The sequence below is a fragment of the Desulfonatronum zhilinae genome (assembly GCF_900182865.1).
Taxonomy (GTDB): Bacteria; Desulfobacterota; Desulfovibrionia; order Desulfovibrionales; family Desulfonatronaceae; genus Desulfonatronum; species Desulfonatronum lacustre.
Genome location: NZ_FXUJ01000040.1, coordinates 1 through 11,582, shown reverse-complemented (window position 1 = coordinate 11,582; position 11,582 = coordinate 1). Strand labels below are relative to the sequence as shown.

General features: G+C 56.2%; 12 protein-coding genes and 1 pseudogene. 5 read left to right on the top strand and 8 right to left on the bottom strand.

Annotated elements, in window-relative coordinates:
• A partial coding sequence (locus tag AC559A_RS18035; RefSeq protein WP_498819087.1) for a hypothetical protein occupies positions 1-242 on the top strand: 242 nt, incomplete at its 5' end.
• A 265-nt stretch (positions 243-507) separates the two neighbouring features.
• Here AC559A_RS18035 and AC559A_RS18030 read toward each other — a convergent pair.
• Both AC559A_RS18030 and AC559A_RS18025 read right to left on the bottom strand, forming a co-directional pair.
• Positions 508-789, bottom strand: coding sequence for a HigA family addiction module antitoxin (locus AC559A_RS18030; RefSeq protein ID WP_498819086.1), 282 nt, complete (start codon positions 787-789; stop codon positions 508-510).
• Positions 790-959: 170 nt separating this feature from the next.
• Positions 960-2,228, bottom strand: coding sequence for an ATP-binding protein (locus AC559A_RS18025; RefSeq protein ID WP_498819085.1), 1,269 nt, complete (start codon positions 2,226-2,228; stop codon positions 960-962).
• A 102-nt stretch (positions 2,229-2,330) separates the two neighbouring features.
• Here AC559A_RS18025 and AC559A_RS18020 point away from each other — a divergent pair, with 102 nt between their 5' ends.
• Both AC559A_RS18020 and AC559A_RS18015 read left to right on the top strand, forming a co-directional pair.
• Positions 2,331-2,585, top strand: coding sequence for a type II toxin-antitoxin system HicA family toxin (locus AC559A_RS18020; RefSeq protein ID WP_498819083.1), 255 nt, complete (start codon positions 2,331-2,333; stop codon positions 2,583-2,585).
• Complete coding sequence (locus AC559A_RS18015; RefSeq protein ID WP_498819082.1) at positions 2,582-2,941, top strand: type II toxin-antitoxin system HicB family antitoxin; 360 nt, start codon at positions 2,582-2,584, stop codon at positions 2,939-2,941. Before AC559A_RS18020 ends, AC559A_RS18015 begins: the two co-directional genes overlap by 4 nt.
• Positions 2,942-3,043: 102 nt before the next feature.
• Here AC559A_RS18015 and AC559A_RS18010 read toward each other — a convergent pair whose 3' ends face one another.
• Positions 3,044-5,494, bottom strand: coding sequence for a glycosyltransferase (locus AC559A_RS18010; RefSeq protein ID WP_498819081.1), 2,451 nt, complete (start codon positions 5,492-5,494; stop codon positions 3,044-3,046).
• A 223-nt stretch (positions 5,495-5,717) separates the two neighbouring features.
• Here AC559A_RS18010 and AC559A_RS18005 point away from each other — a divergent pair, with 223 nt between their 5' ends.
• Positions 5,718-7,673: a bifunctional lysophospholipid acyltransferase family protein/GNAT family N-acetyltransferase gene (locus AC559A_RS18005; protein WP_498819080.1), complete on the top strand. Its 1,956-nt coding sequence runs from the start codon at positions 5,718-5,720 to the stop codon at positions 7,671-7,673.
• 167 nt (positions 7,674-7,840) lie between these two features.
• Here AC559A_RS18005 and AC559A_RS18000 read toward each other — a convergent pair whose 3' ends face one another.
• The 5 genes from AC559A_RS18000 to AC559A_RS17980 all read right to left on the bottom strand — a co-directional run bounded on the left by AC559A_RS18000 (position 7,841) and on the right by AC559A_RS17980 (position 10,963).
• On the bottom strand, positions 7,841-8,053 hold the full coding sequence (locus AC559A_RS18000; protein WP_498819079.1) for a hypothetical protein: 213 nt from the start codon (positions 8,051-8,053) through the stop codon (positions 7,841-7,843).
• Between the two features lie 105 nt (positions 8,054-8,158).
• Complete coding sequence (locus AC559A_RS17995) at positions 8,159-8,887, bottom strand: HAD family hydrolase (protein ID WP_498819078.1); 729 nt, start codon at positions 8,885-8,887, stop codon at positions 8,159-8,161.
• 109 nt (positions 8,888-8,996) lie between these two features.
• The gene (locus AC559A_RS17990; protein WP_498819077.1) at positions 8,997-9,194 is read right to left on the bottom strand and encodes a hypothetical protein; all 198 of its coding nucleotides are present in this window, start codon (positions 9,192-9,194) and stop codon (positions 8,997-8,999) included.
• 80 nt (positions 9,195-9,274) lie between these two features.
• Entirely contained in the window at positions 9,275-9,643 is a 369-nt protein-coding gene (locus AC559A_RS17985; RefSeq protein ID WP_498819076.1) for a DUF1499 domain-containing protein, read from the bottom strand.
• A gap of 78 nt (positions 9,644-9,721) precedes the next feature.
• Entirely contained in the window at positions 9,722-10,963 is a 1,242-nt protein-coding gene (locus AC559A_RS17980; RefSeq protein WP_498819075.1) for an nSTAND1 domain-containing NTPase, read from the bottom strand.
• Between the two features lie 162 nt (positions 10,964-11,125).
• Here AC559A_RS17980 and AC559A_RS17975 point away from each other — a divergent pair.
• A pseudogene (locus AC559A_RS17975) lies at positions 11,126-11,582 on the top strand (IS1380-like element ISDth1 family transposase); the annotation flags it as partial.

The window sequence follows — 11,582 nt, the reverse complement described above, 5'->3', positions numbered from 1 at the left end:
AAGACGCGGGAAGCCATGTCAAAGAGCAAATTACTGTCAAATTACTTTCTCAGGACACCTTTTTATCGCCTTTTCAGCTCAACTGCTCCGGTTCGCCCCCTTCAGCACACCTACCAGGGGCATCGCTGGGGGCTGGCCGCATAATTGCCGCTGACTTTTTGCAGGGACATCTGTTTATGGCTCGCAAGTTTTTTTCAGATAATCCAGCCTTCCTCGAAGCACTTTTGGCTTCTTCGGTTTGAACTGGAGCCGGAGCAGTCAATTTGGAGTCGGCTCAAAACAACATACTGATATATCGTGCGACATGCTCAAAACAAGCCGCTATTCTGTCTCAGAGCGCCCATTTCACCCCCGTAAATGGTCCTTTCAAATTGCGATTCCCTGTCTTGCCGCTGGGAAGATGCCTTTTTTGCCGAGTATGATCCCGAAAACGCGCTTTGAATGTTCCAAACTCTTCCATGTCAAGCGATTTTTCCTTTTCAGGCCGCACACCGCCGCGCCCGCCGGTTATGCTGCCATCAGCCTTCGAACCTTGAGATCCTTGGCCTGCTGCTCAACTTCCCACAGGTCATACTGAGTCTGCTGATTCAGCCAGCTCTCCGGGGTGGTATCAAAGGCTTTGGCCAAACGAAGCGCCATTTCCGGGCTGATTCCGGAACGGCCGTTCAGGATCGCGGAAAGTGTTTTTCGGCTCACGCCAAGGGCGTGTGCGGCATCCGTAACCGATATACCGAGCGGCTCTATGCACAGCTCGCGTAAAACCTCGCCGGGGTGGGGTGGGTTATGCATTCTCATCATCGTCCTCGCTTTAGTGATAATCTTCGTAATCAACGACAATCGCATCTTCGCCCTCAAACTGAAATGTGATGCGTGTGGCGTTACATGCGTCAAGACAGCAGAATGGCCCGATTTTGAGCTTGGTGGACTCTGGGTGTCGGAAGACTCTCGGGACAAGGCAGCTACGCCGGCCAATCCTGATCCAGCAAAAAATCGATGAGATTTTTATGGATGATGCCTTCCCGGCTCAAATCAAATCCGTCAAGGCTCAGGACCAGTTTGGGAAAATTGTCCTGAACAGCCAGAAGCGACGAGAATTCCCGTTCAGCGATGGCCTGGTCAGGTATCAGGTACGCGACCTGGAGATAGATTTTTTGCGACGCTTTTTCGGCGACGAAGTCGATCTCCCTGCCGTTCGATTTTCCGATCCGCGCAGTGTATCCTCTGCGCAACAGCTCAATGTAGACGATATTTTCCAGAATCTGATTGATGTCTCTCTGGTTGTGTCCATGGATGGCCTCGCGGATGCCGTGGTCGGCCAGGAAGATTTTCTCCTGAAACTTAAGCAGTCTTTTTCCCTGCACATCTTCACGCGGCGCGAGGTGAAGAAGACATGCCTCCTGGGCGTGGGATATGTAGTTGTATACAGTTTCCAGGGAAATCGCTCTTTTTTCGTGTTTCAGGTACTTCAGAATATTTGATCCGGAAAAGGAATTCGCCACATTCGAGAGTATGTACGCAATAACTCGTTCAAAAAGCTCCACATCACGAATGGAATGTCGTGCGATAATATCCTTGAGCAATATCGAGTTGTAGATGTCCTTCAAATAGTCGCGAGCCGCCGTCTCATTCAGATTGTTTTCATGGAGAAACGGCATTCCGCCATATTTGATGTACGTGGTGAACACATCCGCTGGTGATGATATCTGCTCTTTTCTCGATACTATTTTTGTCACTTCCTGGAATGAAAAGGGGTAGACTGGAATTTCAATATATCGTCCGGCAAGATAGGTTGCCAGTTCTCCGGACAGCAATTTGGAGTTCGATCCCGTAATGTAGAGGTCACAGTCCAGATCGACTCTCAAGGAGTTGACCATTTTCTCCCAGCCGTCCAGTTCCTGGATTTCATCGAGAAAAATATATGCCCTCGCGCCGACGCTCTCACTAATCCCCTTTATTTCCTTGTAAATACTCGTCAAGTCCCGACTGGCGTACGCCATGCTCTCAAAGTTGATCGTCTGGATTTGCCGTTCCGAAACCTCATTGGCGATCAGCTCCCGTTGAATGAGTTGCAACAGCGTCGACTTGCCCGAACGGCGAATTCCGGTGAAGACCTTTACGATGTCCTTATCGATAAAGGGCCTGACCCTTTCGATGTAGCTTTCCCTCGTGATCATACTCATCTCCTCTGGGAAAGATGGTATACGCCCGTGGCGAAAACCGCAATACATTTTTTTAAAAGTTTACGGTATGGATAGATTGTTCGCAACAGATTGCCATTCTCAGGCCGCCATGCTGCTTGCAAATTTTAGCTATAGTGCTATCATCAACCCATGACAGGTAAGCACCGAAAGACGCTTGAAGCGATTCGTACCGACCCCGTCAACGGGAACATCGAGTGGGCACGAATCGAGTCTTTGTTGGTGGCGCTTGGCTGCCGGATCGTTGAAGGTGCGGGCTCTTCCGTGACCTTTGAACGCGAAGGGCTCAGGGCCACGTTTCACCGGCCCCATCCGGGCAGGGAGGCGTTGCGCTATCGGGTCAAGGCCGTCCGGGAATATCTTGATCGTTTGGAGGTGGGAGTATGATGAGCGTTATGACGTATCGCGGCTACACGGCAAGCATGGACTTTGACCCCGAGGACAAAATCATTGTCGGCCGGGTTCGCGACATCGAGGACATCATAACCTTTCACGCCGAGTCCGTTGGGGAATTTGAATCCATTTTTCATTCCACCATTGATGATTACGTCGCCGCATGCGAGCAGCTTGGCAGCGCACCGGAGAAGCCCGCCAGCGGCCGACTGATGCTGCGCATCGCGCCCACGGTTCATGCCGCGGCATTGAAGGCCGCCGCCCGGAGCGGAACCAGCCTGAACAAATGGGCCGAGCATGTTCTGAATGCCGCAAGCCGATCGGAACGTCACATACGAACTCTTCCGTAACTCTGGCAATAGTTTTCCAATAGTTTTCCGGGGCCGCGGGCAGTGGAGGGAAACGGATGGTTCGGCGAGTAAGCGTCAATCATCCTGGAAGGCGAGAGCGGATCACCCCGTCTGGCCGTAATACGCCCAGACCTGGTCGAAGGATTGGCCGAAGGAGCGGTTTTCCATGTAGTTTCGGGCCTGGGTGCCCATTTTTTGGAGCAGGAGAGGGTTGTCCAGCAGGGTGGACACGGCTTGGCAATAGGCTTCGGCGGTGGTGGAGGGGACGATGAAACCGGTTTGGTCGGGGATCAGGTTTTCCTGGGGGCCGCCTTCGGCGGAGACGATCACCGGCAGGCCGGAGGCCTGGGCTTCCAGGACCACGTTGCCGAAGGTGTCCGTGGTGCTGGGAAAGACGAAGACATCCGCCGAGGCGTAGGCCTGGGCCAGGGCTTCGCCGTCCAGGTAGCCGGTGAACACCGCGGGCGTACCGCCGAGGTTGCGCTCCATCTCCTCCCGATACGGGCCGTCGCCCACGATGATCAGCCGCACGTCGTTTCTTTCCCGGGCAAGCTCCCGGAACGCCTGCTCCAGGATGTGCAGGTTCTTTTCCTTGGACACCCGGCCCACATAAAGCAGCCTGGTCTCGTTTCGGAACTGGAAGCGCTTTTCATAAAATCCGTTGCGCTTGGAGGGGTGGAAGCGCTCGATGTCGATGCCCCGTGGATAGACCCGGACCTTTTCCGGGCTCAGGCCCTTGGCGATCAGTTCGTTGGCCGTGGCGTGGGACGGGGCGAAGACCAGGTCCATCTGGTCGTAGTACCAGAGCGTAAACCGCCACATCAGTTCCTCCATGGCGGAGTCCTGGGTCAGGCACTGGGTGTATTGGGGCAGGGAGGTGTGGTAGGTGCCGTAGATGGGCAGGTGCATCATCTTGGCCAGGGCCAGGGCGGCCAGGCCGATGGGGCCCGGGGTCGCGGTGTGGATGTGGGTGATTTCCTTGTCAAAGCAAAAGCGCATCATTTCCAGCAGCGGCGGGTAGAACAGCTTCAACTCGGGGTATTCCGGCAGCTCGAAGACCCCGATGGGCGTGAAGTTTTGCACGCCGTCCGCGGCCTGGACCGCTTCGTCCGGGGCGCAGGTGATGATGGTCATGTCCTTGCTGGTGGCCAGGGCCAGGGAAAGCTGCTGCTGAAGGGTCAGGGCCACGCCGTTGACCTCGTAGAAGGTGTCCGTGAAATGGGCCACCCGGGGGGCCGAGGCGCTTCTGGATTCCAGAAGTCCCTTGTCCGCGGCGAGTGATTCCCGGATTTCGCGGCTGAATTTCCGGTCGTGGGCAAACATGGAGTAGGAGAGGAAGTAGGGGGCCAGCAGGGTGTACAGGGCTCCGGCCGAGCCCAGGGAGTGGAAGATGTTGAAGATGCTGCCCTGGGCGATCTTGCGCAGCATGTGGTCCGCGGAATGTTTCAGAACCTGGTTGGCGGAGCGGTTCACAAAGGAGAACCATGCCTTGCCCTGGCCTTCGCGTCCGTTGTCGCTGGAGCGGACGATGGACATCAGTTCCGGGTCGTTCCAGATCAGTCGGGCCGTCTCGTAGCGCAGCAGATCCTGGAGCTGTTCCGGGGGATTGCGACGGGAGCCGGGGCCGATTCTTGGGCGAATGCTCTGGGACCAGAGAGCGTGCAGGGAGCCCAGCAGCCCGGATTCCTCCTCCCGGCCCGGATACAGGTTGCGGTCGATGAACTTGAGCAGAATATCCTTGTTGACGTGTTTTCTCAGCTCGAATTGTCGGGCGTAGAACTGGTAGGCGATGCTGTAGAGGTTGTGGGCCAGGGTCTGGGGAGAGGACGAAACCCCCACTGGAATGGCCTCGCCGTCACGGACGCCATTGAGAAAGCCGACTGGGTCCCGGTGTCCGGACATTACCGTGTGCGTCCGGGCCATGTTCAGGGAACTGTGGTCGTCCGAGCCCCCGGTGAGGTGCTTGATCCAGGGTTCCGGAGGCAGGGCGGCCCTGTCGTGGACGTTCTCCAGTCGCTGGATGTCCTCCGGAGAGAGGCCCCCAAGGATGCGCTTCAGGTTGATGTTCAGGTGCTCGTCCCGGGCTCCGTTGATCTCGAAATACTTGAACAGCAGCAGGAGCTGTTCGAAATGGGCCTTGGTCAGCTTGTCGTTGACCGAGAACAGCGGGTGGGCGAGGACGTGCACAATCCCTGTCCGTTGCAGGTACGCGGCCAGTTCGAAGACGTTGTCGCGGTACTTCTGGATTTCCCGGTGCTGGACCTCGGTGATGTCGTAGGCCAGCACGTGGACCTTACAGCGATCCTCGGGAAAATAGGCCGTGATCTCCTCGCTGACGAAAGTGTCCGGCAGGTGGGCGATGTCCAGGCTGCCCTCGATGGTGTTGTGATCCGTAATGGTGATCAGGTCCATGCCCTTGTCCCGCAACATGCGATAAATGTGCAACGGCTCGGTGTAGCTTTCCGCGCATCCGATCTTCTGCAGCACCCATTGGGACGGACGTTTGGAGTATTTGGAGTGGACATGCAGATCTGCCTTGGTCGTCGGTTCCATATTCACCTCCCTGGTATGTTGGGGAAGTGGTACCCGGAACAGGTGACGAAATGACGACAAGTGGGTGACCAAAGATGACAGGCTTGTAAAAATCTCGTGACATTTCGGGTTGTCACCGAATCTTCACATCTCGGTCACCCAGCGGTCATGCTTCGGAGCGGGAATAGGATAGTGAGCGGGCGGTAGTTCACTTTCCTGAATCTTCAGCCGGAGGATGTCCGTGATGAGCGCCACCGCTCCTGCTTCGCCTTGCCTGATCGACCTGCCTTCACCCTTTGTCCGCCCGCTGCCCAGCAAATTGTTCGGCCTGGCCAAGCCGTCCCTGGAGAAAGTGCTGGCCCTGAGCTATTTGAATCGCAAGTACGGGGAAGTCCTGTCCGGTCTGGGTCAGGCACCGGGGGGCCGGGATCGGGTTGATTTCCTGGACCGGTCCTTGAAAGCCCTGAACATCAGCGTGGTCCTGGACGACGCTGAATTGGAGCGCATTCCAAAGGACGGACCGGTGGTCGTGGTGGCCAATCACCCCTTCGGGGCGTTGGAGGGGCTGGTCATGGCCGCGGTGCTGCGCAAACGGCGGCCGGATCTGAAGATCATGGCCAATCATCTGTTGGAACGGGTGGAGGAGTTGCGGGACTTGTTCCTGTTTGTCGACCCCTTTGAGGGTGGGGTTAATACGGTGCATGGCAACGGGGCGGCCCTGAAGAAGATTCTGGCCTGGCTGCGGGAGGGCGGATTGTTGGGGGTGTTCCCGGCCGGGGAGGTCTCCCACTTGCAGGTTCGGCGGCGGACCATGGCCGATCCGCCCTGGAGCGAGTCCGTGGCCCGGATCATCCGCAAGACCGGGGCCTCGGCGGTGCCGATGTTCTTCCAGGGAACCAACGGTCCGCTGTTTCATATGGCCGGACTGATTCATCCGCTGCTGCGGACCGTGCTGCTCCCCCATGCCCTGGTGCGCAAAGCCGGTTCGGAAGTCCGCGTGCGCATCGGTCGGCCCCTGGGACCGAAGCACCTGGCCAACTGTCCCACGGACGCCGATTTGATCGGATATCTGCGCCACCGGACCTATCTTCTGCAATGCGGGGCCAAGTCGCGACCGAAACCTGTGCGGTCTTTTCCGCCCTTGTCGGTCTTGCCGTCCTTGCCCTCATTGCCGTTAGGCCCGGAGTGCCCGGAGGGACTGTCAGGGGCTCCGCGCGCCGTCGGGAACCCGTTGCATCTCGAACAGCAAGCCCTGTCCGCGGACCAGACCCTGCTGGAAACCGATGATTTTTGCGTCCATCTGGCCGAGGCCCGCCGTATTCCCCATCTGCTGCACGAAATCGGTCGGTTGCGGGAAATGACCTTCCGGCTGGCCGGGGAAGGCACGGGCAAGGAAGTGGACCTGGACATCTTCGACGCCCACTATCTGCACTTGTTTCTCTGGGACAAGCGGGAGCAACGGATCGCCGGGGCCTACCGGCTGGGGCGCACGGACGTGATCCTGAAGAACCACGGGGCCAAGGGACTGTACACTACCACGCTCTTCTCGTTCCGGCCCGGGTTCTGGGACAAGGTCGTCCCGGCCCTGGAACTGGGGCGGTCCTTCGTGCGCCCGGAATACCAGAAGAATTACGCGCCACTGCTCCTGCTCTGGAAGGGCATCGCCCGGTTCATCCTGCGCCATCCGAAATACCGCACCCTGTTCGGCCCGGTGAGCATCGACAACGAGTACCACCGCTTTTCCCGGCAACTGATGGTGGGCTTTCTGCGGGCCAACGGCCACATGCACGAACTGGCCGACCACGTCCGGCCCCGCCGCCCCTTTCGCCAACGTCGCCTGTTCCGCCTGGACGACTCCCTGCTGACCATGATGTCCAAGACCATCGACGACATCTCGGACATCATCACGGACATCGACCGGCACAAGACCGGGGTCCCGGTGCTGCTGCGCCAATACCTGAAGCTGGGCGGAAAAATGCTCGGGTTCAACGTGGACCGGGAGTTCAGCGACGTGCTGGACGGTTTGGTCCTGGTAGACCTGCTCCAAACCGACCGCCGGACCCTGGAGCGGTATCTGGGCAAGGAAGGGGCAAGGGATTTTCTGGCCGTTCATCAGGCCGTTCACCTGGGCGGGGCAGGAGTGCCGAAAGAAGGGGAGAGCGGATCGAGCGGCGGAGGTTTGGCCGCGATGGCGGTGTGAAGGGGACGGGTATTGGGCTGCACGACGATATCGGATTATCAGTATTCGTGTACTCATCTTTTGGCCGGATGCCCTCCCGTGCTTTCCTCGATCCGACTATCTCCGTCACACAACTGTCATCAAAACATTTGGGAGTTTGTCGGTGGCTATGGAGAAGTCCTGCCTACCTATATTTTCTCCTCAAACACCTCATCAAAAAAAGTATCCTTCTCCAAACCGTCTTGCCATTTCCTGTGTCTTCGCACACTTTCTTCGCGAACATCTCGCGGAATGGACAAAAATCTAAGAGCATCCGTATATCCAAGCTCTTTAAACAGGATTTTTGTTCCCTTTTCCAAAAGAACCGTCTCGTCAGTATGTTTCAGCATGGTCGTTGTCATTTCAGATCTTCCTTTTCACAAAAAAAGATTGGAGAACCGGTCCAGATATCCAGGGTACGCCCAGATTTCCGAAGGCTGGAGAATGGGCAGGCGCGAGGCCTGCCCCTACCTGATATTGCCTGGCTGCCGACCCAAAAGCTCTAACAATCCGGATATGTCCGGCAGGACGATGTCGGCCTGGGAAGCCAGCGACGCCATGGTTCCGGCACCAGTGAGCACGCCGACGCACAGGCGCACCTCGGCCGAGCGGCCCATGATCATGTCGTGCCCGCTGTCGCCCACCACGGCCACATGGCGGGGCGAAAGCCCCACGGACTCGCAGAAAGCCAGGGCCATGCCCGGTCCGGGCTTGGCCCCGTATCCGCTGTCATATCCGGCGACAAAGCTCACGAATTCCTTCAGGGCGTAGCGCTCCACGGTGGCCGAGGCCGAGGCTTCGCTGTCGTTGGTGGCGATGCCCAGGCGCAGATTGAGCCGGGTCAGGTGCGTAAATAGGATGCTTAAATCCGTCACGGGCACGGCGCCGGCCAAGGCCTCCTCGGCAAAGATGGCATCCAGTGCACGCTGCAAGTCGCTCCGAGGGAGAACAGCGCCCAGATCGCGCCACAACTCGGCCAACTCTCCGACATGCCCCGCCGCGATGACCGAGTCGGCCTGAAAACGACACGTCGTCGCGTCGTACCCGCCCGCTTCCATCATCACGCGTGCAAGATTTTCGCTCCCCCCGGAAGCCATGGCCGCCGCCTTGGTTATGACCGAGTGCCATGTTCGGTGAAAGTCGAACAGGGTGCCGTCCTTGTCGAAAAGGACGCCGTGTATTTGTCTTGCGGGCATTGATGGCATGCTTTTTCTCACGATTTTTCGAGCACGTTGGCTTCGGCGTCGGGTTGGTCGTTGAGGATGACGACGAGGTTGCGACTGAGCGCTGGATTTGCGGGGCGGCTCAGATGTTCAGTTCTTCCCGAACAGAGCTGAGTAGGGTGACGGGGGCGTTCATTTCTTCTGTTTTTGCCGCGCGAAGATCCTTGAGGTCCTCGTAGTCCTCGAGTTCCTTCCGAACCTTTTGGAATTCCTCGTAAGGTAAAACAACGAAGGCTTTTTTGCCGTCGTGTTCCAAAATACTTGGATTCAAAGTAACCATGCCTTTTCTCCTTCGATTTACCGATAAACTTCGCGACGATGGACAATCCGGTACACGAAAATCGTCGGCTTGGCGGAGCGTCAGGACATCTTAGCCAGAAGCGCGGTGAAGTCCGCGCGGATTCGGTCCACGCGGCGACGGTTCGCGCCCAGGTCCCAGTACCCGGTGCGCGAGGCCGAGCGGATGTGGATGACCGAGGCCTCATGGTCGAAATGAAACTCCAGGTCGTCCTTGAAGCGGAACAGGGCGCTTTGCACCACGGCCTTGACCAGGGAAGGGGATTGCTCGGTGATCTCGGTGCGCGGCAGGTCGCGGAGTACCTGGAGGAGGGTCTTCAGGGCCAGATGCTCCCGGCCTGGGGGATATGGCAGAGGCTCCACCCGGCGGGCCGGGTCAGCGGCTTGGCTGGAAACACAGTTGGGGCTCGCGGGACAGTCCGGTAATGGCATTATATTCGATTGTTATCAGTAGCGTTTGCACGGGGCGAACGTGCTACATCCCCAACAGCGCATAGCCGTCCGTTGCAACTATTGTTCGACATTCATGCGTGCCATATTTGCAATGCGGACAAAACTAGGCATACGAGGATCATTGAACCGATAAACACCTTTCGCAATGCGCCTCAGGATTGTTCCATCGCCATCGGACACTAGGCGATGGAAGTAGTTATTAAGGCTATTTTGGTCGATTCTTCGTTCCCATAGATTCCCGTACTGTACGCGAAGCTCCGCAGCCGTAAATTCCTCTGACCCCAAAAGTGCAGCTGCACAAACAATATGGTGGTATTCATCGGTGCCGTAAGATCGGCATGCCTCATCGTATTGCCTCTTTAGCCGCCCCTCGGAATCATCAACGGCACGTCGCGTTGCCGCTTCGACACTGGCCACACCGATTTCAGTACGTCCCTCTGCGATGGCGTCTTCCGCAGCTTTAAGAGCTAGCAAATGCGTGAAATGTGGATAACCAGACGACACGTTTACAATTCGCGTTTTTGCTTGTGGCGTAAATCTCAGTCCTAAGGCCTTCTCCCCTTTATCGATGATCTGTTTCAATTCCGGTTCAGACATTCGGTTGAGCCGGGTTTCACGAAGGCACCGCTCAACGGAAGGGTGCCCATCGGTCAGATCAGCTCCTGTTTCCGCAATCCCAACCAGCAAAATTTTGAATGGGGAGCCTTGGTCACTTAACTGCTTGATAAGCTCCGCAATTTTGTGACGATCTGTCGTATTGCGCAGAGCATCAAGTTCATCTATCAACAGTAGGCCTCCCAGTTTGGCAAGTTTCGATGCAACCCAGCTAGGTGAATCTAGTTCAGCTGACAGTCCACGCTCTTTCGACTTGTTTTCGGTAGTGGTATGCACACCACCTCCGAATCCAGGAATACCTATGTCTGCTTTTCCCCCCTCAGCTTTTCTATGTTCAGACTCTATAATGTTTGTATTAATACCTACATAAAAAAGTGGCTCTGCAAAAATTGTCTTAAAATTATCTGTGCTGTCGCAGCGTTTTATGAAAAACTTTCCTGTGGCAAGCTTTTTCAAAAGCAGGTCAGCAGTGATATTTGCCAAAGAACTCTTTCCTACACCTCTGTCTCCAAAGAGAAGGGCATGTTGACCAGGAGTATTTAGTTGCTCTATAAGTGCACGAACTTCAACTGCACGCCCAAAAAATAGATCAATCGAATGAATAGGTTTGTGTGGTGTAAAAATTTCGCGAACTTCTGAACGCCGAATCAATGCTTCTCGTTCTATGCCAAATGGATCGTCCATGTGCTATCCCTTTCTGTTCGAACCTGAATCCGTGAAGTTATTGCAATGCTAATACAGTAACAGTGCAGTCTTTTTCTTGACTTTGATCAATCATTTAGATATGTTCAGTCATCGACGCAGTAACTTTACAAACTCACCCAATAGGTGATGGGGGCGATGAGTATGGGCATATCCAAGGTGGTTCACAAGGAAAACCTCCAGGCCGGGCCAGCCGGCTTGGTGTTCGTAGGACAGATGGCCAAACTGGCAGGTCTTGATGCTGTGGCAAAGCAGGTGACCATCGGTAGGCCGCAGATATCCACAGAAAACATCTTGAAAACCATGCTCGGGCTGATGGTCCAAGGGAAAACTGATTTTGATCACGTCAAACCGCTGGCAGGCAACCGGTACTTCATGAACGCCGTTGACATCGGCAGGGTGCCTTCGGCGGAAACCTACAGGCAAACCTTTCAGCGGATCGCCCTGAACACTGAGCTGGAGGCCATGCTTCCGGGATGCTCGGTCAAGCTCTGGAAAAAGACCGGCATGGCTCATGAGTACTTGCAAAAAGACGACAAGAAATGGGTTCGAGTGGATATCGACCCGGTGATCTACGACAACGACGAGACCAAAAAAGAAG

Bases quoted from the DNA above. Each gene is read 5' to 3' on its own strand.
- AC559A_RS18030 (WP_498819086.1), bottom strand. From the start codon at position 789: ATGCATAACCCACCCCACCCCGGCGAGGTTTTACGCGAGCTGTGCATA.
- AC559A_RS18025 (WP_498819085.1), bottom strand. From the start codon at position 2,228: ATGTATTGCGGTTTTCGCCACGGGCGTATACCATCTTTCCCAGAGGAG.
- AC559A_RS18020 (WP_498819083.1), top strand. From the start codon at position 2,331: ATGACAGGTAAGCACCGAAAGACGCTTGAAGCGATTCGTACCGACCCC.
- AC559A_RS18015 (WP_498819082.1), top strand. From the start codon at position 2,582: ATGATGAGCGTTATGACGTATCGCGGCTACACGGCAAGCATGGACTTT.
- AC559A_RS18010 (WP_498819081.1), bottom strand. From the start codon at position 5,494: ATGGAACCGACGACCAAGGCAGATCTGCATGTCCACTCCAAATACTCC.
- AC559A_RS18005 (WP_498819080.1), top strand. From the start codon at position 5,718: ATGAGCGCCACCGCTCCTGCTTCGCCTTGCCTGATCGACCTGCCTTCA.
- AC559A_RS18000 (WP_498819079.1), bottom strand. From the start codon at position 8,053: ATGACAACGACCATGCTGAAACATACTGACGAGACGGTTCTTTTGGAA.
- AC559A_RS17995 (WP_498819078.1), bottom strand. From the start codon at position 8,887: ATGCCCGCAAGACAAATACACGGCGTCCTTTTCGACAAGGACGGCACC.
- AC559A_RS17990 (WP_498819077.1), bottom strand. From the start codon at position 9,194: ATGGTTACTTTGAATCCAAGTATTTTGGAACACGACGGCAAAAAAGCC.
- AC559A_RS17985 (WP_498819076.1), bottom strand. From the start codon at position 9,643: ATGCCATTACCGGACTGTCCCGCGAGCCCCAACTGTGTTTCCAGCCAA.
- AC559A_RS17980 (WP_498819075.1), bottom strand. From the start codon at position 10,963: ATGGACGATCCATTTGGCATAGAACGAGAAGCATTGATTCGGCGTTCA.